The sequence below is a fragment of the Paenibacillus spongiae genome (assembly GCF_024734895.1).
Lineage (GTDB): Bacteria > Bacillota > Bacilli > Paenibacillales > Paenibacillaceae > Paenibacillus_Z > Paenibacillus_Z spongiae.
On sequence record NZ_CP091430.1, the window covers coordinates 3,017,555 to 3,042,661 of the forward strand.

Below are 25,107 nucleotides of genomic sequence, written 5' to 3' on the forward strand. Positions count from 1 at the left end.
AGGTTGAATAATGGAAATCGGGAATGTACTTCGTGACAGGCGCAAACGAAACATCCGCATCGCCGCATCGCTGTTCTTCGGGCTGATGCTGCTCGTGACCTTCTTCTCCAACACCTTACAGCAGTTGACGTATCCGAAAGTGCAAACCGTGAAGCCGGTGTTTCAGCAGTTGAACCATGTGATCAAAGGTGAAGGCACGCTGACGCCGCGAGCGATCGAAAAGGTATACGACAACTCCGGTTGGAAGGTAGCGCTAATCGAAGCGGAGGTGGGGGATGAGGTGAAGAAAGGGCAAAGGCTGCTGACGCTTGATACAACCGAGGCCCGCAACGAGCTGCTTGATGCAGAGGTGCAATACAAGAAGAACCAACTGCAGCTGGAGACGATGCAGAGCGCGTATCAGACCGCGTATAAAGCGGCCGTCCACGATCAGTCGTCGGATGCGAATCTGCTTCAGGCGCGAGTGAATATGGAACATCTGAAGCTGGATATGCAAATTCAGGAGCGAAAACTGAGGATTATGCGGGAAGCCTTAAGCAAGCAACAATTTGTGGTTGCGCCGAAGGGCGGAATCGTGACCGAGGTAAATGCCGATCTTGGAATTCCCACTGATCCTAGGCAGCCTGTCGTCCAAATTGCGGATCTGAGCCAGGGTTTTGGCTGGACGCTGGCAGTTGCGAATGAACAGGTTCGCGGACTGAAGGTTGGCGAGGAGGTCGAGCTCTATCTGAACGGGAACCGGCAACACTTGATTCGAGCCACCGTGGCCGACATCAAGGATGCGGAAGCAACCGAGACTACCGCAGCCGGGAAACAGCTTTCCTTTCATGTTACCGCTACAAAGCTGAAAGGGGGTGAAGCTGTAGGTATTCATTGGGAGCGAAAGTCCGGACTAGCGATGGCGACGGTGCCGAAGGAAATCGTGGATAGCGATGCGCAAGGCCATTTTGTATACATTGTGGAAGAACGGAGGGGGCCGCTTGACAATCAATTTACGATCCGGAAACGTTATGTCACGCTTGGAGAAGCGGATGAGCAGAACCAGGCGATACTGGACGGATTGATGGAAGATGACAAGGTTATGACGGAAAGCAACGAGCCTGTGAATGAGGGCGATCTAGTCAGAATGTAGGTTGAAGAACAGGAGAGGAGAGGAGTTTGCGAGATGAGAAGATGGACTTGGGTGATTGGGCTGATTGTGCTCGCTGTCACCGCAACGGCTTGCTCTAGCTCGAATGTTAAGAATGAGGTCGAGGTCGGCGGGAAAAACGTGGCGAGCGGATCAACCGGGGGGAAAACGGTCGTGACGATTGCCGTTGTGCAGAAAGACCCGGGAGGGTGGCTGGAGCAAGCCGAGGCGGCTTACGAAAGCAAGAATCCGGATGTGGATATCGTCATTAAGGAGTATGTGGCGCTGCCTGAACGATCCCCCAACACGACTTTTAATCCACTGGAAGGGTTCAAGCCGGCTGACCTGGAGAAATATCGGAACGCGATAAACACCGATCTCATGTCCGGCAAGGGAGCCGACATTGTCTCTGTCAGTGAATTGGATTATCAGAAATATGCGGACAAGGGAGTGCTTGCCGACCTTGGAGCCCTGATGGAGAAGGACCCGGGATTTGATCCCGCGAGCCTGTTTGGCAATGTCATGGACGCGGCCAATGGTGGGGGCAAGAAGGTGGTCGCACCGATCTGGTTTGGCATTCACACCGTGAGCAGCGGGCTGGGGCCGGAGCAGTTGAAGGTGGATGACGCGAACTGGACGTGGAGCGATCTGCTGCAACAGGGGGCGAAGCTCGCGAAGGAGCTGCCGGGCGATCTGGAAATTATGGGGGCAATTACGCCCACAGCGCTGCTGCGTATGATCGTGATGTCCGACTACGATCGTTACATCAACCAGGAGGAGAAAACGGTCAGCTTTGATACCGGGGAGTTTGCCGGGCTCCTGAATCAGTTGAAGGAATTGTACGGAGCGGGAATGCTGTCCGACAACTATGTCAAGCTCTTCGAAAACCGGGATGTTTTTCGCATTGATATGTTTGCCTATCCCGCGTTTGCGTTGGAAACGCTGCAGTCCAAGCGGCAAATCTGGAATCCGCCCGGGAGCGGCAAGCAGGCGGGATTGCGCTTCTCATCCAACCTGATGCTGGCGATCAACTCCAAATCCGGGGTGACCGATGAAGCGTGGAAATTTCTGAGCTATTTGCTGTCGGAAGAGGCGCAGTCCAATCCGGGCATGTTTATGTGGTTCCCGATGAATAAAGCTGCCACCGCCGGTAAGCTGCAGGGAGCCGGATCGGGAATGATGCAGCCAACGGAGATGGAGTCCATGGAGTCCATGCCCATGGAGCCCATGGAGCCCACAACCACGGGTGCTTCGAGTGACAAAGCGCAGGAACCGGCAGAAGTCACGGCACAAGAGGTGGAACAAGTGATGGCCTACATCGGGCAAGCCGGGTATTTCCATGGCAGCGATCCCCGATTGATGGACATCGTGGAAGCCGAGACTGCCGCATTCTTTGCCGGAGAGAAAACAGCGGAAACCGTCGCGAAGCTGATTCAGAATCGGGCCAAAACCTATTTGAACGAGTAAGGGCAACCGGATCATCAGACAAAGCCTATTCGCGAGTTTATCTGCGGAACAGGCTTTGTTTCTGGATTATGGAGGAGGATGCGAAAGCGGGAATGCTAAGCACAGTAATAAATCGCGTAGTTGTAAATTTAGTAATGATTCGATCGGAGCAGCCTTTTAGAGGTTGCTCCGTTTTTTTTGCGTGCACGTTGAATTGGCGATGAAACGGCTGCAGGGTCGACCGTTCGGACAATCATGCGCTAAGTCAGTCGCTAGTCGTATGACCGAACCTTATCAGCAAAACTGAAGAAGCTCATATATCTCCTTTTGGCGTTCCCGAGTCATGGTACATGGAGACGAAAAAAGCGGAAGCGGCGGCAAAATCAAACTCATTCTGGAGACCGAAGCCAAAATACATCGGGTGCAGGAAGCAACTTCTTTCGTTTGGTATATGATGGAAGCAATGCGCGATTCCTAACTGATCTCAGACCTGGGTGCCCGCCTTCAAAAATACTATGCGAGGAGTTGTAAGAAGTGAAAAAGTTAATCGAATTCAAAAAAGTAACGAAAGAATACAAAATAGGAGAAGTACTAATCAAGGCCCTTGATGGTGTTGATTTTTCCATATCAGAGGGAGAATTCGTCGTTATATTGGGTGCAAGTGGTGCCGGTAAAAGTACGATTTTGAATATACTTGGCGGTATGGATACGGCTACCTCAGGTCAAGTGTTTGTTGGTGATCAAGAAATAACAAGAATGGGCGAAAAAAAATTAACAGAATATCGCGGTGAGAAAATTGGCTTTGTATTTCAATTCTATAACTTAATTCCGAATTTAAACGCTCTAGAAAATGTTGAATTTGCCACTGAAGTCTGTAAAAACCATCTGGATGCAAAAGATATTTTACATAAAGTTGGATTAAAGAGTCGTATCAAAAACTTCCCTTCCCAGCTCTCTGGAGGAGAACAACAAAGAGTTGCTATAGCGAGAGCTGTTGCCAAAAATCCTTTACTTTTACTCTGTGATGAACCAACCGGAGCTTTGGATTATGTTACAGGTAAGTCCGTTTTAAAACTTCTTCAAGATTTGAACAAGGATACGAAAAAGTGCGTCGTTTTGGTCACACATAATTCCGCGATTGCTCCTATGGCTGATAAAATTATTAAGGTTAAAAGCGGGATGATCGAAAGTGTTACGATGAATCATGAAAAACAGGGTGTTGAAGGGATCGAGTGGTAATGAAGAAATTATTTTTAAAATTACTAAGGGATATTAGACAATCTATAGGGCAATTTATAGCCTTTGTTTTGGTTATCGCAGTAGGAGCTTTTTTCTATGCGGGGCTGGTCACGTTAAGCGATAATCTTAGCGCTTATACGAAGGTTTACTTTAAAGAACATAATTTAAGCGACTTGAATGTATATTACAGCCAAATTTCCAAAGATGATGCGGCTGGGTTAAGCGAAATAGAAGGTATAACTAGAATAGAAGGACGTTATACCTTTGATGCCATGCAAGCCTTTGAAGATAATAAAGCTTCATTAACCGTTCATTCGATTCCTGTAAACAATGAAATCAATTCGCCTACGATGATTGAGGGCAGGTTCCCTCAAAAAAAGGATGAAATTTTACTAGATTCCCATTATGCAAAAGAACATCAGTATCTAGTCGGTGATCCAATCAGCATAAGTGCGAATGAAAAGATTTTGACGTTTACCATTAGCGGCTTGGGTGAGAATGTTGAACATGCAAAAAAGAACGAAATACAAGACCATAAAACCTACGGAGTAGCTTATATTGCCGAAGAGACAATACCTGAAATCTCAGACGGCCTTTTCTATAACGAAATCATGATTGATGCTCAAGACGGTTACGATATTGACAAATTAGGTCAATCCATTGAAGCACAATCCAAAGCACTCTCCTATGTAAACCAAATTAGTAAAGAGCGGACGTTCAGTTATTCTCAACTGCAACAAACGATCCATAATAATAAATTGATGAGCAGGGTTATCCCGTTGGTCCTCTATATGATTGAAGCGATTATCCTGTTTCTCACCATGTCGCGGATCATTGATTCTCAAAGAAATCAAGTAGGTATTATGAAGGCTTTGGGGGTAAAAAACAGAAGCATCATGCTTCATTACATGGGATACCCTGTGCTGGTAGGTATCATAGGCTCCATCCTAGGTTGTGCCATTGCCGCTATTGTATTTATTCCATTAATAACGGCGTCGAATGCAAGGGCCTACTCGCTGCCTGACATTACCTTCTCCCTATCCTTATTTTCTGTTATTCCTCCCATCATTTTCTCTAGTGCTTTCGGAATCCTGTCCTGTTACTTGAGTGGCAGAGTCATACTACAAGAACGGGCGGCTCAGGCTATGCGTCCCAAACCGCCAAAGAAGATGAAAAAGCTGCTCATAGAAAGAATTCCAGGGATCTGGAGTCATATTTCCTATAGCTACAAACTTATTTTGAGAAATATTTTTTTAAATAAACAAAAAGCGTTAGCGAGTTCCGTTGGTGTTGTGGTAAGCACGGTTTTATTGATCACAGCTTTCGGCACTCAAACGGCCTTGCAAAAAGTAGCTGACCAGATTGAAGAGGTGAATACCTATGATTTAAGAGTAGATTATGCGAGTGGAACAGCTTCGGATACGTTACAACAACCCGCCGGCATTAAAAATAGTTATGATTTATCCACCTTTCCCGTGGAATTCATAAAAGGTGATGACAACGAAAATGCTACGTTAGTTGTTACGGAGAAAGAAAACAATCTTATTCATTTCTTCGACGAAAATGATAATCGGATCACTTTGGAAGACAATGGTGTGCTGGTGCCCCAATCATACGCGGACAACTATCATATTGCAGAAGGGGACATCATCCAAATCAAGTTCACAGCACCAGAGCTTGCTAATAAAACGGCCGATATGAAGGTTTTACAACTATCTACCCAGTACTCGAATCCGTCGTTTTATATCACACCAGCCTATTTAAAGAGCTTTGACATCGACTACAATCCGACCTCACTGTTAGTTGAAGCAAATAGCTCCACAGATCTTACAAGCGTTCGTAACTTCTTTGAACAAGATCAACATGTAGATACAATTGCAGATAAGAATGATCTAAAGCAATCAGCTCAATATATTTTGAAACAAAATAGTTTTATTTTTATCATGTTTATCATTTGTGCCGTCATACTATCCTTTGGCGCCATATATACGATATCTTCCATAAACATTTATGAAAGGAATCGTGAGCTTGCCACACTTAAGGTATTAGGCTATCAAAAAAATAAAATAAACAGACTTATCTTTTTTGAAAACATCATACTAACCACATTTGCGGTTATTGTAGCTTTACCGATAAGTGGCTATATGTATACAATTATTGTAAAGGCACTGTCTAGTCCACATCAGCAAATCCCAGATAAATTAAATATTTTTATCATATTGGTATCTGTTATTCTCGCATACTTACTTACCATTCTGTCTAACTTACTACTTAGGAGAAAAGTAACCAAAATAAATATGATCGAATCATTAAAAAGTATAGAATAATGGAGAAATAGCCTAACAAGCCCCGATCTCGTTTATGAAACTTATTAATAGCCTCTTGTAAGGACGATATGTTGCTTATTGAATAAAGACAAGCTGGACCGATCTCTTGTATGCGGGAATTCTAAGAGCGGACCATAATCGGTGGGTATTTATGATCGAAAAAAGTAATTTCACACTATTAGTTAGCATAACTAATAGATAGAGAATGACGCATCGGCCAAATAACGGCGATTTCATTATTGAATACGAACGAAAAGAAATGTCGAAGGGAGTGATCAATATGACAAAAAGAATGCGGTTTATTCAAATCGGCACCGGAGGATTCGGTTCCTACTGGTGCAGCGCCGTACTGCCTTATATTGTGAAGGAGCTGGGTATAGCGGAGGCTGTGGCCGCAGTCGATGTCAATCCGGAAGCTCACCGCAGCATCATCGACTCTTTGGGTTTACCGCCGGACAAATGCTATACCGACGTCCACAGAGCGTTTGCCGAGAACGCGGCAGACTTTGCTATCGTCGTCGTACCGCCGGCTTACCACGAACAAATGGTGGATATCGCCCTTGCGCATGATTGCCATATCCTTTCCGAGAAGCCGATCTCCGATAGTATGGAGAGCAGCTGCCGGATTTATAAGAAGGTGAAGCAAGCGGGCAAGAAGATGGCCGTTACGATGAGTCATCGATTCGACCAGGATAAACAGACGCTGGAGGGCCTGCTGCGATCCAAAACATATGGGGAATTGAATTATATCGTCAGCCGTTTTACATGCGAATGCAGGCAATATCCGGCATGGGGCGCTTTCCGGTACGGAATTGCGGATCCGCTCTTAATTGAAGGAACGGTTCATCATTTTGACATTCTGCGTTCATTAAGCGGTTCCAATGCCAAGACCGTATACGCCAAAACGTGGAATCCCGGCTGGAGTGATTTTTCCGGCGACAGCACCGGCTTCATTACGATCGAAATGGAAAATGGGGTAAACGCTTTCTATGAAGGGGCAAAGGCGAACGCGACGACATTGAACGGCTGGACAGAAGAATATTTCCGGGCGGAATGCGAGAACGCAACGCTTGAATTGAACCGGCGGGAGATTACCGTCAGGAGCCACCTCGGCTATCCCCACGCGGAGAATGCGACGATCTCAATGAAAAAGCAAAGAGCATGGAAGAATCCCTGGTTGGCCGAAATGTTCGTCAACTGGATAAACGAAGGAGAAGCGCCGCCAAACAACCTGGACGACAATCTGCAGTGCACCGCGCTGTTGTTTGCTGCCATCGAAAGCGCTCACACCGGTCAAGTCGTCGACGTTCAGAGCTATTTAAGGAAACATCTGAATGGGGACTAAATTTACGTTACGGTTAATGTGATGCCGGTTTCGATTGGCGAAGAGGGCTCTTGCGGGTTTGCAGGAGCCCTTCATCATGGAGAAGAAACGGGGAATTCACCCCTCGAATTCGTCAGGAAGACGTTCGGTTAGCCCAAAGTGATGCGCAATGATTTGCGCGATCCGTCTGGACGCTTGACCATCCCCGAAGGGGTTTCCGGCATTGGCCATGATATGATATAGCTTCGGATCGGTGAGAAGCCTAGTAGTAATGTCATAGATGGAGTCTTCCTCCGTTCCCGCAAGATAGACGGCATTCGCCGTAACGGCTTCCGGACGTTCGGTTGTATCGCGCATCAGTACGAGCGGTTTCTGGAATACGGGCGTTTCTTCTTGTAGGCCGCCTGAATCGCTTAATACGAGATAGGAACGGGATATGAGATTGATCATGTCCGGGTATTCAATCGGTTCCAGCAAATGGATTCGGTCATGTCCGGAAAGAATCGTATTAGCTGCATCACGAACGGAGGGGCTTAGATGAACGGGATAAATGACAGAGACATCGGGATGCTCATCGGCGACCCGGCGGATGGCGCTAAACATCTGTTTCATCGGCAATCCATAGTTTTCTCTGCGATGAGCCGTTACGGTTAGGATTCTCCCTTGATGCCCAATGAGATCATTTAATCTTGCTTCTTGGAAGGCATAATCTTCTCTATTGGTCAAAATAGCAGCGTCGACGGCCGTTTGTCCCGTGATATAGATTTGTTCAGCGCCATAGCCTTCCCGCGTTAGGTTATCTTTGCCCACCGATGTGGGCGCAAATAGTAAATCCGCTACGACATCGACAATTCTCCGATTGACTTCCTCAGGCCAAGGCGAGTATTTGTTATGGGAACGCAAGCCGGCTTCAATATGTCCAACGGGGATTTTGTGGAAAAAGGCAGCCAATCCTCCGCACATGGCGGTTTGAGTATCGCCGTGTACCAATATGAGATCGGGCTTGTCCTCCGTCATGATCCGATCGAGCCCCGTAATGGCGGAAGAGGTAAGATAAGCAAGGGTTTGGTTTTCCTTCATAAGTGATAAGTCGACATCAGGCTCAATCGAAAAGTGACGAAGCGCTTGATGCAGCTGTTCCCGATGCTGGCCTGTAACGACGACTTTGGTTTCAAACCATTCCGAATGACGATGAAGCTCCTGCACCACCGGGCACATCTTGGTCGCTTCCGGCCTTGTACCGAAGACAACCATAATCTTCTTCTTAATTGCGTTCAACTTCGAAGACCCCCTTAGTATCAGTTTCTGTAAAAAACCTACCTAATATTACCATAATGATAGGGTAATAGATACATGAACCCAAATCATAGAATGGCGCCGTTGAAATCATTTACATGCCGACATCATTTAGCTAATATGGGTCTAGATACCAAGTGAATGAAGGGCTTCTTTCGCGGGACAGCCAAGGACGTTGGCCATATAATGTTTCATCTAGGAGGGTGAAGGCTTGATTACGCGGACATTGAAGGAAATCGAGCGGATGACGGGAGGCGGCGGTCTGCAGTCCAAATGGGATGGGATCGAGATTCGAGGCGTCTCCATTGATTCGAAGAGCGTAGAACCCGGAAATCTCTTTATCCCGATCGTCAGAGTGAAGGATGGCCACGACTATGTTCCGGAAGCGATCGCAAGCGGTGCCGCGGCGGCTCTCTGGCAGACCGACCATCCGAACCCTCCACTGCATATTCCGATCATCTTCGTCGACAGCGGCATGGAAGCTTTGCAATTGCTGGCGGGCGCCTATCGTGCCCAGCAGCCCGTGAAAGTGATCGGCATTACCGGAAGCAACGGAAAGACGACGACGAAGGACATGATTGATTCAATTCTTGGAACAACCTATAAGGTTCATAAGACGAAGGGCAATTTGAACAGTCAAGTGGGCGTTCCGCTGACATTGCTGCGGATAGCTCCGGATACGGAAATCGCCGTGATCGAAATGGGGATGAGCGAACGCGGGCAAATCGAGCGTTTATCCCGAATCGCGAAGCCTGACCTGGCTGTGATTACGATGATTGGCGTCTCGCATCTTGCAACACTCGGATCACGCGAGGAGATCGCTGCCGCTAAGCTGGAGATTGCGGTGGGAATGCCTCCCGAAGGCGTACTCCTTCTTAATGGAGATGAACCCTTGCTTTTGAATGGTATAAAGGCTCTGCCGCAGCCATTACAATGCCTATGCTTCGGGGAGCAGGAGTCCAATGCGTACAGGGCAGATGCCATAACTACAGGTGCTGCGGGAACAAGATTTTCTCATGGCGCAGCTTCGTACCAGATCCCTTTACCCGGGAAACATAATGCACTTAATGCTATAGCGGCTATTGCCGTCGCTGAACTTCTATCCGTCGGTGAGTCGGATATACGTAGAGGGCTGCAGCAGCTATCTGTATCCGGCATGCGCATGGAAGTGATCAGAACGGCGGCAGGGTTCACCATTATTAACGATGCCTGGAACGCAAGTCCGGTATCCGTGAAGGCAGCCATAGAGACCTTCGAGGTACTTACTGAATATCCATGCAAAATAATCGTGCTCGGAGACATGCTGGAGCTCGGCGTGAATGAACGAATCTTTCATCGGGAAATCGGAAGGATAGTCAATCCGGGGAGAATCGATTATCTGTTTACGCTGGGAGTGCTTGCACGGGAAATTGCGGAGGAAGCAGCGAGCAGTTTTCCGAAAGGTCGGGTGAGGGCGTTTACTGACATGCAGGAGCTTATCCAGGAGATCAGGAATACGATCCAGCCGACCCCGACCGGTGCGATTCTGATTAAAGGTTCGAGAGGGATGGCGTTGGAGAACATCGTAACTGCGCTCGCCTGATCGGTTGTGCAGCGATGAATGTGTGTACGACCCGGAACATGGCAAATAGGCGCATGCGGAGCCATTCTCCTGCATGCGCCTATTTGTTATATTAATCGAACGAAGTTACGGCCTTCAACAGCGAATTGTCCGTCCGTTTGACCAGCTGGACCAACAGCTCCTTGGCGGCATCATAATCATCGGTATGCATAATGGAAGCAGAGGTATGGATATAGCGGGCACAGATGCCAAGCGCGGCTGTCGGTACACCTTGTCCGGAGAGATGTACCCGACCGGCGTCGGTCGCTCCCGGCGAGATGAAGAACTGATAGGGTATCCGGTTCGTCTCGGCGGTATCCAGAATAAACTCGGTGAGCTTGCGGTTCGGCACAATCGAACTGTCCAGAATCCGAATGAGCGTACCGCTTCCGATCTGGCCGAATGCATTCTTGTCGCCGCTCGCATCGTTGGCAGGACCTGCATCGAGCGTATAGCAGATGTCCGGTTGGATAAGCGCGGCGGCTGTCTGCGCTCCGCGAAGCCCGACCTCCTCTTGAACGGTTGCGCCGGCATAGAGCACATTAGGCAGAGCTTCTCTCTTCAGCTCCTTGATCAGCTCAAGAGCCAGTCCAACACCGAAACGGTTGTCCCAAGCCTTGGCCATAATCTTCTTGCCTTCAGCCAGCGGCGTGAAGGGGCAGACAGGTACTACGGCGTTGCCGGGCATAACGCCCATCTGGACAGCATGCTCGCGGCTGTCGGCGCCGATATCGATGAACATGGCGGTGATATCGACAGGCTTGCTGCGCTGAGCTTCATCGAGAAGATGAGGCGGCGTTGACCCGATTACGCCCGGAATTTTCCCGTTCTTGGTGATGATATCGACCCGCTGCGCGAGGAGAACCTGGCTCCACCAGCCTCCGAGCGCTTGAAACTTAAGCATACCATTGTCGGTAATCTTATTTACCATAAACCCGACTTCATCCATATGTCCGTTGACCATGACCTTCGGACCCGCATTATCGCCGCGTAAGACGCCGAAGATACTACCGAGCCGGTCCGTTACGATTTCTTCCGTGTGCTGCTCCAGCTGCGCGCGTACGTAACGTCTGACCTCGTCCTCGTAGCCCGGTGCCCCGGGCAGCTCGGTCAGAATGCGAAACATCTCCATCGTTTCCTGTCTCATTCGTATCCTCCTTTAAATAGGTACTGTATATGCTCCTACCTTAATCATTCCTAATCCGCCTGTCAATGCGATGAAGCAGCGCGTTGTCCCGATCTTTAAAAAAGAACTTTCCATGTTACGGCAGGAGCAATGTAGATTGAACATGTCCACGTATGTTATCATAAATGAATAAGCAAAAATAATGAACGTCAAGATACTTTTTTGGAGGGAATTCTCATTACTAACGTCGTCCTGAATGATGCAATGACCATGTTACAGAAAACGAGCCGAACGTTCTATATTCCGATCAGCCGCATGACGGAAGGTCTGAAGGAGGCGGTAACTGCCGCATATTTGGCCATGCGGGCTATAGATGAAATTGAGGATCATGAGGAGCTGCCCGATACGTTAAAGGTGGAGCTGCTGAAGGGAATCCGCGATGAGCTTCATTCCCCGGATCCCGTTAATGGGATACACAAGCTGCTGTCGCCGCATGCGGCGGTTTTGCCGGCCGTTACGGTGCAGCTCCCGGAATGGGTGCTTCTCTGTCCGCCTTCGATTAGGCCAACCGTTATCCGTTACACGGCGAAGATGTCTGAACAGATGGCCGATTGGGTCAGCAAAGGCTTCAGCATCAAGACCGAAGAGGATCTGGACAAATATACGTACAGCGTTGCCGGGATGGTAGGCGAGATGTTATCCGAGCTGTGGCATTGGTTCGACGGCACCAAATCGGATATGGTGAAGGCCGTTGCATTCGGCAGAGGGCTGCAGGCGGTCAATATTGTTCGTAACCGGGCGGAAGATTTGAAGCGCGGCGTGGATTTCTTCCCTGACGGATGGGAATTTAAAGACATGCTGGCTTATACGCGCCGTAATTTGAAGCTGGCTGACGAGTATACGAAAGAGCTGCCGAAGGGTCCGGCAATGGATTTCTGCAAAATCCCATTGGCGCTCGCACATGCGACAGTGAAACTGATCGCTGCAGGAGGCAACAAATTGACAAGAGACGCAGTGTTGAAAATCGTCAGCAAATTGAATTAAGCCGATCTGCAGGCAAAAGGCCGAGACTCTTCCCGGAGTTTAGGTCTTTTTTTGTATGCAGGCTGCTGTAGAGGGTTCCGGAATTCAGAAATCAACTACAGCAAACTGCCTGCGCAGCGGGCTGTGTTTAGATAGTTCAAGTTCACTGGGGATTTATGCTATGATAAAGCGGAGCTGTGAACGCTATCATGAGCAGATAAGACAGACAATCCCGAGCGGCTCGACAGGCGGTTGGAAAGGAGAACAGCATGATAATCAGACAATTGGAAGCAAGCGAGAAGCCTCCGATGGATCTACTATTATTAGCCGACCCATCGGAGCGGCTGGTTACGGCTTATCTTGAACGAGGACAATGTTTCGTCGCCGAGAAGGAAGATGCGTTGATCGGGGTATATGTGCTGCTGCCTACAAGGCCGGATACCGTCGAGATCGTGAATGTTGCCGTCGATGAGAGCTGCCATGGTCAAGGGTTCGGCAAGCGGCTGGTCAACCATGCCGTTCAGCAGGCCAGGTCGCTGGGGTATAAGACCATTGAAATCGGAACGGGAAATTCCGGCGTCGTACAGCTTGCCCTGTATCAGAAATGCGGGTTTCGAATAACCGGTATCGACCGGGATTTCTTCATCCGGCACTATGACGAGGAGATTTACGAGAACGGCATCCAGGTGATCGATATGGTGCGCCTTTCACAAGACTTGTAAGGCAGGAAGGGGATCATCCGTATTGCATCCGAGAGTCGTAACGTATGATCGGTTCGGCGAACCGGCCGAGGTGCTGCAGATTGAGCACAGAGAGCCCGCCAAGCTTCTTACTGGCCAAATACGTGTCCGCATGAATGCGCGTTCGATTAATCCGTCGGATTGGATCCCTATCCGAGGGGCATATCCGCACCGGACACCTCTGCCTTCTATACCGGGCTATGAGGGCGTGGGTGTTGTTGAAGAGATCGGACCGGCTGTTCCGCACGCGCTGCTTGGACAACGCGTCCTCCCGCTGCGCGGCGAGGGAACGTGGCAGGAGTTGGTTGCAGCTCCGGCACAATGGGCGGTTGCCGTTCCTTCTTCGATTGAAGATGACGCAGCGTGTCAATTGTACATAAACCCTTTGACCGCTTGGGTATTATGTGCAGAAGTTATGGCCTTGCAGGCGAAGGATGTTGTAATCGTCAATGCAGGCGGATCTTCCTTCGGACGCATATTCGCGCAGCTTTCCTCCAACTTTGGTTTCAAGCTGATCGCATTGACACGAAGCGATGTTCATACGAAGGATTTATTATCGCTGGGTGCTTTCTCGGTGGTGAATACTTCCGATACGAAAGTTTACCAAGCCATTATGGAGCTAACGGGAGGACGGGGTGCAAGCGCTGCTGTCGATTGTATCGGCGGCGATGAAGGCGTGGCATTGCTACGAAGCGTGCGGCCCGGAGGGATGCTGGTCAGCATAGGCCTCTTATCGGGTAAGCCGGTGAATTTAGCCCGGCAGGCACTTGGTACAGGAGTGAATATCAAGCTGTTTCATCTCAGAAATTGGCTGCAGACCGTATCGGCAGAAGAGTGGCAGGGCGCATTTCGAGCCATCATTCAATTGACCGAACGCGAGCAGCTTCGTCTTATGAATATTAGGGGACGTTATCCGCTTCATGATGTGGTTAAAGCCATGCATGCTGCTGTATCATCAAGTTCAGGCGGTAAAATTGTTTTGACCAGCTGATTGAATGCGTTGTCAACGTATCATGCAGGCTGACGGCCAGACGGAACGACCCCATTGTACAATAATAAGCTTCTACTATCGGAGGAGGTCAAGTTTCATGGAGATTAGTGTTTGTTCCTTCAGTTTTCACCGGTTATTGGCGGCAGGCAAGCAGGATATTTTTCAATACATTATCGATAGCAAGAATCTGGGATGCACCCATCTGGAGCCGTGGAACGCGCATCTGGCCAAGATCGACCAGGGGCAAGACGTTCTCCATGCCGGATCGAATCCGGACAAGTCCCACCATCTGACAGCGATGGACGACGGATATCTGGATGAAGTGAAGGCGGCTGCGGATGAGGCGGGATTGCCGTTCGGATGCATAGCCGTAGACGGTGCCCATATCTATGAGCAGGATGAAGAAGCGAGGAGAACGAACCGGGCGAAGGCTTACCGCTGGATTTCGATTGCCGAGCGGCTGGGCGCATCGCATATCCGTATCGATTCGGGCGGTCCGGATGCGCCTGATGACGCTGCTTTCGAGATCATTGTCGAAGGATATGAGGACGTCATTCGGCGCGCTCATGATTCCGGAGTCAAAATCATCGTCGAGAATCATTGGGGACCGACGAGGTTTCCGGATCAGGTCGTGAAGCTGCTGGAAGCCGTGCCGAAGCTCGGGCTTCTTCTCGATTCATGGAACTGGGCTCCGGGGAAGCAGGCTGAAGGCTGGCTCAAATGCGCGAAATATGCGGAAGCCACGCATATCAAGACCTTCCATTATACCGAAGAAGGTCAAGAGCTGACGCAGAATATTCCCGCATTCATTAAGCTTCTGAAAGCGAATGGCTTCCAAGGTATATGGGGCGTGGAGAGCGTACCTGCTGATGGAGATGAGATTGAAGGCGCTCGCAAGGCGATAGAGCTCATTAAGAAGTATGCTTGAGGAAAGCGCATATGCTGAGAAAGAAGGCGGGATCTTGTGATCCCGCCTTTGGCTCGTTTATGCGGTAAGATGAACCGCTGTCGGATCATTCGCATCAAATCCTCGTCGCCGATCGCATCGTACAACTACGAATGCCGGGGTGGAAAGGATTGCTGGATCATTTGAATGTCATTCGATTGCATTGAATCAAGCCGACATTCCCGGGGAATGAATGATTAGACGGCCAGTATAGACGGGTTGGTTCAACCGGCTCACTTTGGCGTTAACAATAATCATCATTCGATATACGAAGGAGTGACAGTTCGTTATGGGAAATGAACAAAGCTTGAATGGCAAGGTGGCGGTTGTAACCGGCGGCGGCTCCGGTATCGGGAAGGGAGCTGCCCTCCGTCTTGCGCAGCAGGGGGCCGCGATTTGTTTTCTGGACCGTACGCCCGACAATGCGTTAGAAGTCAAGAAGCAGATTGAACGTTCCGGGGGGCGCGCCGGGGTGTTCAAGACCGATGTTTCCGTACCGGAAATGGTCGAGAATGGGATCAAGCAGGCGGTGGAGAAATTCGGCCGGCTGGATATTGTATTCGCCAACGCAGGCATTAACGGCGTATGGGCGCCATTGGAAGAGCTTACCGTTGACGATTGGGACACGACATTAACGATCAATCTGAGGGGAACTTTCCTGACGTTGAAATATGCAGCCCCGTATCTGAAGAAGAACGGCGGCAGCATCATTATTACCAGCTCCGTCAACGGTAACCGCATCTTCTCGAATACTGGCGCGAGTGCATACAGTGCAAGCAAGGCAGGCCAAGTCGCCTTGATGAAGATGACGGCCTTGGAGCTGGCGCCTTATAAAATCCGCGTTAACGCCATTTGTCCGGGCGCAATCGAGACGAACATTGGCGAGAACACGGAAATTTCACCCAATCTCGACGAGGTGAAGATTCCGGTCGAATTCCCGGAAGGCGATCAGCCGCTGTCGGGACATCCCGGCAGTATCGAACAGTGCGGCGATCTTGTACTGTTCCTCGCTTCCGATGCCTCTTCTCACATAAGCGGCACTGAAATCTACATCGATGGCGCGGAATCGTTGTTACGAGGGTAGTCGCACATAAGCTGCAGGATCACATGACCATTCATGACGATGCGAGTTGATTCGATGTGCCTTTCCTTAGCTGCCGCGGCAATGCCCCGGCAGCTTTCGTGTTCTGGAGGCGGGACATTCTAGGTTAACTTGAACGCCTTATTGGGACACTTCCTTCCTGTATTACTCGTTATACATGGCTTCATATCGTTAGTTGGCGATGATGTCAGATTTTATAGGACGGTCAATACAATATTGGGAGAAGGAGGAACATTCAGTTCTAAGATCACGTCTGAGGTTTAAAGGGGGAGGGGGGTCTTATGATGAGAATAAGGCGGTTGTTTCTGGTGACCCTTGCAATTGTTCTGCTTAGCGGCTGTGCACAAAATCCGTTTGCCGGGCAAACGACCATTGATTGGATCGACTTCGTTAAGCTCAATGGAAAGATGTATACCGGGTTTCGCGAGAATGTTCTGAGGAATCCGGATGACGTTATGGTGGAAGCAATTATCGGAGAAGTCAAGTTTAATGTAGTGAAAGTTTCGAATAAGAATTATCGAACCAAGAACGGCGATGCAAGTTACTTAACGAAGGGCGACAAGCTGTATCGTGTGAAGGGATTTAAGGAAAAGCACTTAATCGCTGCCGAGGATGACAAGTCCATCGGCGGATACCGTTTATATGCGGGCGAGAGTTATGAAACCAATTTGGGATTGCATTACGGAGAGTTGGATATGAAGAAGGTTGATCAAGTCGAGCTATATCGGCAGAATAGTCTGAAGCCCAATAAGACGTTAACCGGCAGCGAGATGGATCGATTCATACAGCTGCTCGGGAGCGGAACCGATCAAGCAAGGTATACGCCCGAGCTTAATGAAGGTTACCCCATAACGTATACGATGGTTTTCTACACGGAAGGACCTTTGGGCTATGCGTTCTATCTTTTTGATGACGGGACACATGTCTACTTGGAACACGATCAAACCAGACTTTTCGACCAAGCCATACGTACATTCCTGGAATAATGTCATTATTTTTGATTGCTATGTTATCGATCAATGGTTATACTGCGCTTTATAAGCTGCGGCAATGACACGTGAGGAGGAGTATTGTAGTGAAGCCAGTTGTTTTTATTGATAAAATCGTTCCTGCTGAGGTTGAAGCCTACATTGCCGAATATTGCGAGATCGACAAATGGACCTCCGAAGCCCCGATTCCCCGTGACGTTCTGCTGAATAAACTCGAGAAGGCAAACGGGCTGCTTACCTCAAACGCCAGAATCGATGCCGAGCTGCTGGAGCATTCGCCTCAACTCCAAGCCGTGAGCAGCATCAGCGTCGGATATAACCACTTTGATATCGCAGCTATGCAGCGGAGGGGCGTAATAGGCACGAATACGCCTCATGTGTTAAACGATACCGTGGCAGATCTGGTACTTGCCCTTATGCTGGGCACCGCCAGAAGAGTCGCCGAATTGGACTGTTACGTGAAAGAAGGACGATGGAAGCCTGGAGACGGCGCGACGTTGTTTGGTACGGATGTACATCACGCGTCTCTGGGGATCATCGGAATGGGCCGGATTGGCGAGAGCATCGCCAAGCGGGCGAGGTTCGGGTTCGATATGGATGTAAGCTACTACAATCGCAGCCGGAAGCCGAATGTCGAAGAGCAGCTGGGAGTCCGTTATTCACCGCTGAACGAGCTGCTGGCAGAATCCGATTTCATCGTATTGATGGCACCTCTTAATGAGGCGACGCAGCGAATGATCGGACGCACCCAATTTCAGCTCATGAAGCCGTCCGCAATCTTCATCAATGCTTCCCGCGGCCAAACCGTCGACGAGGAGGCGCTGATCGAGGCGCTGCAAGAAGGCTGGATCTCCGCGGCGGGACTGGATGTCTATGAGAAAGAACCGCTCGATCCTGCCCATCCCTTCCTGAGCATGCCGAATGTGCTCACGCTGCCGCATATCGGCTCTGCTACCGCTAAGACGAGATTCGATATGGGGATGCTCGCAGCCCAGAACCTGGTTGCCGCCTTAAACGGCTTAACACCGCCCAATTTGGTAGAAGAATTTCAATAGAGACGGAATTGACTGATAACCGCGCCCTGCGCGATAATACAAGCTCGATATCCGGATACGGATACGCAATTGAAACTTGGGGCTACAGCAGCTTCAACTATGTAACCTTCACGAACGGCAAGGTTTCGCAAATCTATACAAGCTAACGTACTAAGGGCATTGACAGCAGCACTTAACAGAACCGGTCTTAGTGGCCGGTTCTATTCTTCTGTCCGAGGATAATTTGATTACAAGAGTTCTTTCCCTATCCGCCATCATGCATTAGGAATTACACTTAAGCCGTAGGTTCAAGCAGCAAACCTAAAGCGGAAAAGAGGAAATTTTGATGGCAAAAACAAAGCGAGGCCGTGCACTATGGAATCTCCCATCGCGCGGACGGGGCACTTGTCCGATTTGCAGCGCAACCCGCATCAAACTGCTGTACCCGCGTGCTAAGACAGACGGAACACAGCTCAAAGTGTGCAAGAGGTGTATAAATGCGACGCAGTTCAAAGTAGACGCCATATCGGGATAAGTGAGATCGGTGCACGAAGGACACTCGCCTGCACAGGGGGAGTGTCTATTTATCTTTATGCATTCGGACAGCCGAGCTTGTCGAAGATGTCGCCCAGGTCCTCCAACGAGTTGTGTATGCTACAACTCTGGACGGGCAGAAGCCTCATCCGGGAGGAGCAATGAAGGCTGAAAGCAACTTTCGTCCAACCACGCTCGTCATGATGATATATTCGCATGGGGGGTAATGTTGGTGATTATTTGGATTAATGGGGCATTCGGATCGGGCAAGACGCAAACGTCCTACGAGCTGCATCGGCGCATCCCGGGATCGATCGTATTCGATCCTGAGAATGCTGGCTACTATATCCGAAAGAACATACCGAAAGCAATCGCAGAAGACGACTTTCAGAACTATACGATGTGGCGTGAGATCAATCATTCGATGCTGACCTATTTGAATCGCGAATATGAAGGAACGATCATCGTACCGATGACGGTTGTCAGCCCGCACATCTTCGAAGAGCTCATTGGCAAGCTTAGGAATGACGGCGTGACCGTTCATCATTATACATTGTGGGCTTCCAAGGAGATTCTACAGCAAAGGCTGCGGAGCAGGGGAGAAGGCAAACGCTCATGGGCATCGCAGCAGATCGACCGTTGTATGGAAGGGTTATCCGGAGATGTCTTCAAGGAGCATATACCCACCGACCGCTTGACGACGATCGAAACGGCAGAGAAGATTGCCGGAATGCTCGGGATAGAATTACAGCCGGATCAGAGAGGACCTATCAAGAAGGCGCTGGACCGGTTGACTACGCAAGCTCGGCACATCCGATTTTTCAACTAACCGTTGACTGACAATGCTCTCCAAAAGAATACAATTATAATGATTGTTATTAAATAAAATGTATTGTACAATATGGGCGAAATTATAGCGCTTCCAAAAGAGATAGGGGGACCGTATCTGGAGCAGGCCCATTTGTGAGGACAAGTCAACGAGCTGGACGGTGGTCTTCGCTTCAAACGAGGAAACGAACGAAGAGGAAAAAAGATGATAAAATTATCAAAATTTCTCTTTTATGGTACTCGCAGAAGGTGTATGATTGGTTGTGCCGGATTTTTAAAAAAACCAATTTGACGGTTGGAGAGATGATGAAGATACTTCCAAATGAAATTTCCACCCTATTGCAGAAAGAACAGGTATCCGAGAAGGACATTGTGTTCTGGATGGTCTGCGACCGGACTCCGGACGGCGGATTTGTCGATACCTACCTGATCCTGTGCCGCGACAAGCTGCTCATAGTCCGCAGCGGCATGAAGCCTCACACGGAAAAGGTGTACAAAGGGTATGCGATGTCGCAGAAGATGAAGAAGCGATTGGAGCCTGTCCAGTCAGGGGAATGGACGCTCGAGTCCGTCCCGCTTGAACAGATTGAATCCGTTTCCATTGTTAATCTCGTCGCTTCGGGGATTATCGTCATCAAGGAGACGGAGGAACGAATTGCAGCTGCTTTCACCAACGGACATATGGGAAGGGCAGCCAAGCTGGTATCGCTTTTCTCGAAGCTGAAGAAGAATGAAGAATTGAACAACGAGGATCTGGACGATGAGCAGGAGCATACTTCCTGTCCGAAGTGCGGGATGATCTATCCCGAGGAAGGCAGGCAGATTTGCCCGAAGTGTATGAAGAAGCATGCTATATTCGCTAGGCTTCTGTCCTTCGCCGGCAAGTACAAAGGCTCCATGTTTCTTATCGTCCTTTTCATGCTGCTTAATGCCGCAACCGGTCTTGTCATTCCTTATTTGCAAGGCACTGTACTGTTCGACCAGGCGCTGGGAGGCAAAGGAGACTTCGCCGGGCAGATTGGCCTCGTCATTCTGCTCATCATCGCATTCCGGACGATATCCCTCGTATTCGGGGTCTGGTTCGGCGTCATCAACGCCCGGTTGGCGGCGAACGTCGCTTTCGATCTGAAGTCAAGCGTCTTCTCGGCGATGCAGCGGCTGTCGCTCAACTTCTTCCAGCGAAAGCAAACCGGGCAGCTGATGACCAGGGTTAATAACGATGCCACGGAGCTGCAGTTCTTCTTCGTGGACGGCATGTCTTATTTCATCGTCAACGCGATGAACATTATCGGGATTACCGCCATTTTGCTGTACATGGACTGGAAGCTGACACTGCTGTGCTTTATCCCGCTTCCGCTTGTTTTTATCATCGTGAACAAAGTGTTCCCGAGGCTGTGGCGCTTGTCCTGGAGACGGCACCGCAAAGTCAGTGCGATGAACTCCATCATTAGCGACACCATACGCGGCACGCGGGTTGTGAAGGCGTTCGGGAAGGAACAGAAGGAGATGGAACGGTTTCACCGGTCCAATATGTCTTACTCCGATGCGGAGCAGACGTTCAACAAGCTTGGCAGCACCATCTTCCCGGTACTCAACTTCCTGACGCAGACGGGCGGCATTCTGATCTGGGCGTTCGGCGGCTGGATGGTGATGCAGGGCGAATTCACATTCGGTAAAGTGCTGACGTTCGTTAACTACATGTATCTCTTGTATGGACCCATTCAATTCATGAACAACATTGTGAACTGGTGGTCGTACTGCATGTCGGCGGCTCAGCGGATTTTTGAAATTCAAGATACGGTGCCGGAAATCGCCGAGAAGCCCGATGCAATCGAGCTTAAGACGATCAAGGGCGATATTAAAGTTTCGAATATCGTGTTCGGGTACGAACCGAATAAGCCGATTATGAAGAATGTCACGATGCACGCCAAGCCAGGTCAGATGATCGGGGTCGTCGGACATTCGGGGGCCGGGAAATCCACGCTTGTGAACTTGATCTCCCGCCTGTATGACGTCTCGGAAGGCGAAATCCGGATTGACGACATCAACATCAAGGATATGACGACCGCGTCGCTTCGCAAGAATATCGGGATCGTATCCCAGGACGTCTATGTATTCTCGGGAAGCATCGCAGAGAATATCGCTTATGCGGATCCGGAATGCACGGTAGACGACATCATTAACGCAGCCAAGATAGCCAATGCCCATGATTTCATCGAGAAGCTCCCGGACGGCTATGACACGATCGTCGGAACGGGCGGGCATAATCTGTCGGGCGGCGAGAAGCAGCGGTTATCCATCGCGCGGGCTATTCTCCATAATCCGAGAATATTGATTCTGGACGAAGCGACCGCATCGCTCGATACGGAGACGGAGCTGCAGATTCAAGAGGCGCTTGATTCACTCATCAAGGGCAGAACGACAATCGCAATCGCACACCGGTTATCGACGCTCCGTAATGCCGATTACTTGGTCGTCATGGAGCATGGCAAGGTTGTGGAGGACGGTACGCACGACCAGCTGATGGAAAAGGAAGGCATCTACCACGGCTTAGTGAAGAAGCACGATGAGGCGCTCAAAATGAACGAGGTGGTTATAGCATGATGCAATCGGTTGCCAATCCGATCGTGAATGAGGAAGTGAAGCCGGAGTCGGATCTGGCCGAAGCGGCCAAGATTCGATATCTGTCGCCAGACAATACGGTGTTCAAGAAGACGCCGGGTAATATGCTATCCGTAAAAGTAGGCGAGGAGGAGCACCCGATCGTCTACGTGCACTGCTCCTTTCCTCATACGAATAAGCGAATTTATATCTCCGTCCGAACGATAGAGAATAAAGAAGTCGGGATGATTCGCTCGCTTGACGATTTTCCTAAGGATGTCGCGGATCTGCTGGAGGAGCAAGTCCATATCCGCTACTTCGCGCCGGAAATAACGAATGTGGTTACAATAAAGCAGGAGTTCGGCTATTCGTACTGGGAAGCGGAGACGACCGCAGGATTGTGCCGATTTACGGTACGGGACGGCGGAGGCAACGCGAAGCTGGTATCGGATAAGCGTCTTCTGATTACGGATGTGGACGGGAACCGCTTTATTATTGCCGATCTGGAACGTCTGAGCGACAGGGAATACCGGATGGTTGAGATGTGCATGTAGCTTAGGCTGCAGCGCCTTTCAAATAAGGGATGGAGGATTCGATGAATCTCAATTTTACGCTGTCAGAGCAAGATTTGCGGGCAGCCCAGCGAGCTGTTGGCGAGGATATCCGATATGGGGTTCCTGCCGACCTGTCGTTAACGGGGAACAGAACGCCCGGTTATTTTGTCATCGGGCAAGATAAGTGGGCTTACGTGGAGCATGGCGAGGTTCTGGAAAGCGGACTGATTGGCGCCATGCATGATTACAAGATCGTCCCTCTGATCGGCAACGCCGTACTGGAAGCCGCGGAAGGTACGAACAAACGAATCGTGGTCAGGATTACGATGCAGCATGCGGCCAGATATGGCTATATCGCACAGATTCTGAACGACATGTCCGCTCAGAGAAGGATCCAGATCTTCAATAATGAGGAAGAGCCGGTCTGTACCAAATGCGGCGGATCGCTCGTTCACGGCACCAGAGTCTGCCCAAGGTGCATGAACAAAGCGGCGGCCTTCAAGCGGCTGTTCGCCGTCTCCAAGTCGCATTGGAAAGCGATGAGCTTAGGCCTCGGCGTGCTGATCGCTTCATCGGCTGTCGCACTAATCGGACCTTATTTGCAGAAAATATTGATCAACTCGTCCTTGCAGCCGCCGGAGGGCCAGGACGCCAGCAAGCCGATATTCTTTTTCGCCTTGGGCGCGATGCTGATTGCACTGCTGCTCGGCGAGCTGTTCGGCATCGTTCGAGGACGCATTATGGCCAGTGTCAGCTCCGGGATTGCTGCCGATCTGCGGAAGGTCGTCTATGACAAGCTGCAGAATTTGTCGCTCGGCTTTCTGACATCGCAGCGTTCTGGCGATATAATGAACCGGATTACATCCGATACGGACCGGATCCGGCATCTCATTCAAGAAGTCTGCACGACGGCGATCTTTCAGCTGATCATGCTCGTATCGGCAAGCATTCTGTTGTTCAACGCGGATTGGAAGCTGGCGCTGGTCGTTCTGCTTCCCGCTCCGATCGTCGCGTACATGCATAGGTATATCTGGAAGTACGTGCTATGGAAGCTGTTCCACAAGCAGTGGCGGGTGTACGACAAAGCCAACTCGTTCCTGCATGACGTGCTGAGCGGCATACGCGTGGTGAAAGCGTTCGGCAAGGAAGACGGCGAAATTCTGAAGTTCCGGAAATACAACAGCGAGTTCAGGGATGCCGCGATTAAATCCGAGAAGCTGTTCAGCATTCTGTCGCCGATCACGAACTACTTGATTCAATTGGGTCAATACCTCGTTCTTCTGATCGGCTGCAACATGATTCTGGATAACAAGATGAATTTAGGCGAGCTCATCCAATTCAGCAGCTATGCCGGAATGATTTTCGGGCCGATCGCTTGGATGATGTTCATGCCGCGCTGGGTGGCCAATGCCGTTATCTCGATTGACCGGGTGTTCTCGGTCATCGACGAACAGCCCGAGGTTCTCGATAAGGAGCTTTCCAAGAAGCATACGATTCAAGGAACCATCGCGTTCGACGATGTTGTCTTCGGATACAAGTCTTATGAGCCTGTCTTGAAGCACATCACGTTCGACGTGAAGCAGGGAGAGATGATTGGCTTGGTCGGCCATTCAGGCTCGGGCAAATCAACACTGATCAATCTATTGTCCCGCTTCTATGATGTTACCGATGGCTCGATCCGGATCGATGGGATCGACATCCGGGATATTAAGCAGGAGGATATGCGATCGCAGATTAGCGTCGTGCTTCAAGAAACGTTCCTGTTCAGTGGAACGATCATGGAGAATATCCGTTATTCGAAGCCGGACGCTACGCAAGAGGAAGTTATCCAAGCCGCCAAAATCGCGAATGCCCATGACTTCATCATCAATTTCCCGGATGGGTACGATACGAAGCTGGAGGAGAACGGAAACAATCTATCCGGCGGCGAGAGGCAGAGGCTGGCTATTGCGCGGGCAGTGATGAACAATCCACGGATTCTGATTCTCGATGAAGCGACCGCATCGCTCGATATCGATACCGAGATGGCGATCCAGGAGGCATTGAAGCGGGTAACCAGGAACCGGACGACCATCGCCATCGCGCACAGGCTCGCTACGCTGCGGAATGCGGACCGGCTGCTTGTACTGGAGAAAGGCGAACTCGCTGAGATCGGCACCCATACCGATTTGATGGAGAAGCAAGGCATTTATTATAATCTTATTATGGCTCAGCGCGACATGTCCAAGAAGACGGAGCAGAAGATCGAGCATGCCGTGCAATAGGAAGGGGCTGACCC

General features: G+C 50.0%; 22 protein-coding genes. 20 read left to right on the plus strand and 2 right to left on the minus strand.

Translation table 11 applies throughout. The features are described 5' to 3' along the window. Positions 1-10 precede the first annotated feature (10 nt). From L1F29_RS13965 to L1F29_RS13990, 6 genes are all read left to right on the plus strand, one after another. Complete coding sequence (locus L1F29_RS13965; protein WP_258388907.1) at positions 11-1,132, plus strand: efflux RND transporter periplasmic adaptor subunit; 1,122 nt, start codon at positions 11-13, stop codon at positions 1,130-1,132. Between the two features lie 33 nt (positions 1,133-1,165). After that, positions 1,166-2,596, plus strand: a complete 1,431-nt coding sequence (locus L1F29_RS13970; protein WP_258388908.1) for an ABC transporter substrate-binding protein — start codon at positions 1,166-1,168, stop codon at positions 2,594-2,596. A gap of 322 nt (positions 2,597-2,918) precedes the next feature. Beyond that, the gene (locus tag L1F29_RS13975; protein WP_258388909.1) at positions 2,919-3,053 is read left to right on the plus strand and encodes a hypothetical protein; all 135 of its coding nucleotides are present in this window, start codon (positions 2,919-2,921) and stop codon (positions 3,051-3,053) included. 56 nt (positions 3,054-3,109) lie between these two features. After that, a complete protein-coding gene (locus L1F29_RS13980; RefSeq protein ID WP_258388910.1) occupies positions 3,110-3,814 on the plus strand; it encodes an ABC transporter ATP-binding protein in 705 nt (234 codons plus the stop codon). Then, positions 3,814-6,141, plus strand: a complete 2,328-nt coding sequence (locus tag L1F29_RS13985; RefSeq protein WP_258388911.1) for an ABC transporter permease — start codon at positions 3,814-3,816, stop codon at positions 6,139-6,141. Before L1F29_RS13980 ends, L1F29_RS13985 begins: the two co-directional genes overlap by 1 nt. Before the next feature lie 280 nt (positions 6,142-6,421). Continuing rightward, positions 6,422-7,486, plus strand: coding sequence for a Gfo/Idh/MocA family protein (locus tag L1F29_RS13990; protein ID WP_258388912.1), 1,065 nt, complete (start codon positions 6,422-6,424; stop codon positions 7,484-7,486). Between the two features lie 96 nt (positions 7,487-7,582). Here the strand turns inward: L1F29_RS13990 and wecB are convergent, their stop codons facing one another. Continuing rightward, positions 7,583-8,719 carry a non-hydrolyzing UDP-N-acetylglucosamine 2-epimerase gene (wecB, locus tag L1F29_RS13995; protein WP_258389687.1) on the minus strand — a complete coding sequence of 379 codons (1,137 nt, stop codon included), beginning with the start codon at positions 8,717-8,719 and terminating at the stop codon, positions 7,583-7,585. Positions 8,720-8,972: 253 nt separating this feature from the next. Here wecB and L1F29_RS14000 point away from each other — a divergent pair, with 253 nt between their 5' ends. Next, positions 8,973-10,343, plus strand: coding sequence for a UDP-N-acetylmuramoyl-tripeptide--D-alanyl-D-alanine ligase (locus L1F29_RS14000; protein ID WP_258388913.1), 1,371 nt, complete (start codon positions 8,973-8,975; stop codon positions 10,341-10,343). Positions 10,344-10,434: 91 nt separating this feature from the next. Here the strand turns inward: L1F29_RS14000 and L1F29_RS14005 are convergent, their stop codons facing one another. Beyond that, on the minus strand, positions 10,435-11,508 hold the full coding sequence (locus L1F29_RS14005; protein WP_258388914.1) for a M42 family metallopeptidase: 1,074 nt from the start codon (positions 11,506-11,508) through the stop codon (positions 10,435-10,437). 243 nt (positions 11,509-11,751) lie between these two features. Between L1F29_RS14005 and L1F29_RS14010 the strand changes: the two genes are divergently transcribed. The 13 genes from L1F29_RS14010 to L1F29_RS14070 all read left to right on the plus strand — a co-directional run bounded on the left by L1F29_RS14010 (position 11,752) and on the right by L1F29_RS14070 (position 25,093). Further along, complete coding sequence (locus L1F29_RS14010) at positions 11,752-12,531, plus strand: squalene/phytoene synthase family protein (RefSeq protein WP_258388915.1); 780 nt, start codon at positions 11,752-11,754, stop codon at positions 12,529-12,531. Between the two features lie 248 nt (positions 12,532-12,779). Beyond that, a complete protein-coding gene (locus tag L1F29_RS14015; RefSeq protein WP_258388916.1) occupies positions 12,780-13,232 on the plus strand; it encodes a GNAT family N-acetyltransferase in 453 nt (150 codons plus the stop codon). Positions 13,233-13,254: 22 nt separating this feature from the next. Then, positions 13,255-14,241: a zinc-dependent alcohol dehydrogenase family protein gene (locus tag L1F29_RS14020; protein WP_258388917.1), complete on the plus strand. Its 987-nt coding sequence runs from the start codon at positions 13,255-13,257 to the stop codon at positions 14,239-14,241. A 97-nt stretch (positions 14,242-14,338) separates the two neighbouring features. Beyond that, positions 14,339-15,169, plus strand: coding sequence for a sugar phosphate isomerase/epimerase family protein (locus tag L1F29_RS14025; RefSeq protein WP_258388918.1), 831 nt, complete (start codon positions 14,339-14,341; stop codon positions 15,167-15,169). 307 nt (positions 15,170-15,476) lie between these two features. Then, positions 15,477-16,271 carry an SDR family oxidoreductase gene (locus L1F29_RS14030; protein WP_258388919.1) on the plus strand — a complete coding sequence of 265 codons (795 nt, stop codon included), beginning with the start codon at positions 15,477-15,479 and terminating at the stop codon, positions 16,269-16,271. Positions 16,272-16,570: 299 nt separating this feature from the next. Further along, complete coding sequence (locus tag L1F29_RS14035; protein ID WP_258388920.1) at positions 16,571-17,275, plus strand: hypothetical protein; 705 nt, start codon at positions 16,571-16,573, stop codon at positions 17,273-17,275. A gap of 89 nt (positions 17,276-17,364) precedes the next feature. Next, entirely contained in the window at positions 17,365-18,333 is a 969-nt protein-coding gene (locus L1F29_RS14040; protein ID WP_258388921.1) for a 2-hydroxyacid dehydrogenase, read from the plus strand. A gap of 8 nt (positions 18,334-18,341) precedes the next feature. Further along, positions 18,342-18,479 carry a hypothetical protein gene (locus L1F29_RS14045; RefSeq protein WP_258388922.1) on the plus strand — a complete coding sequence of 46 codons (138 nt, stop codon included), beginning with the start codon at positions 18,342-18,344 and terminating at the stop codon, positions 18,477-18,479. Positions 18,480-18,658: 179 nt separating this feature from the next. Next, positions 18,659-18,847: a hypothetical protein gene (locus L1F29_RS14050; RefSeq protein ID WP_258388923.1), complete on the plus strand. Its 189-nt coding sequence runs from the start codon at positions 18,659-18,661 to the stop codon at positions 18,845-18,847. Positions 18,848-19,078: 231 nt separating this feature from the next. After that, a complete protein-coding gene (locus tag L1F29_RS14055; protein WP_258388924.1) occupies positions 19,079-19,675 on the plus strand; it encodes an AAA family ATPase in 597 nt (198 codons plus the stop codon). Between the two features lie 305 nt (positions 19,676-19,980). Beyond that, positions 19,981-22,278: an ABC transporter ATP-binding protein gene (locus L1F29_RS14060; RefSeq protein ID WP_258388925.1), complete on the plus strand. Its 2,298-nt coding sequence runs from the start codon at positions 19,981-19,983 to the stop codon at positions 22,276-22,278. Beyond that, a complete protein-coding gene (locus L1F29_RS14065) occupies positions 22,275-22,829 on the plus strand; it encodes a DUF1854 domain-containing protein (protein WP_258388926.1) in 555 nt (184 codons plus the stop codon). Before L1F29_RS14060 ends, L1F29_RS14065 begins: the two co-directional genes overlap by 4 nt. Positions 22,830-22,870: 41 nt before the next feature. Then, the gene (locus L1F29_RS14070; RefSeq protein WP_258388927.1) at positions 22,871-25,093 is read left to right on the plus strand and encodes an ABC transporter ATP-binding protein; all 2,223 of its coding nucleotides are present in this window, start codon (positions 22,871-22,873) and stop codon (positions 25,091-25,093) included. Positions 25,094-25,107 lie beyond the last annotated feature (14 nt).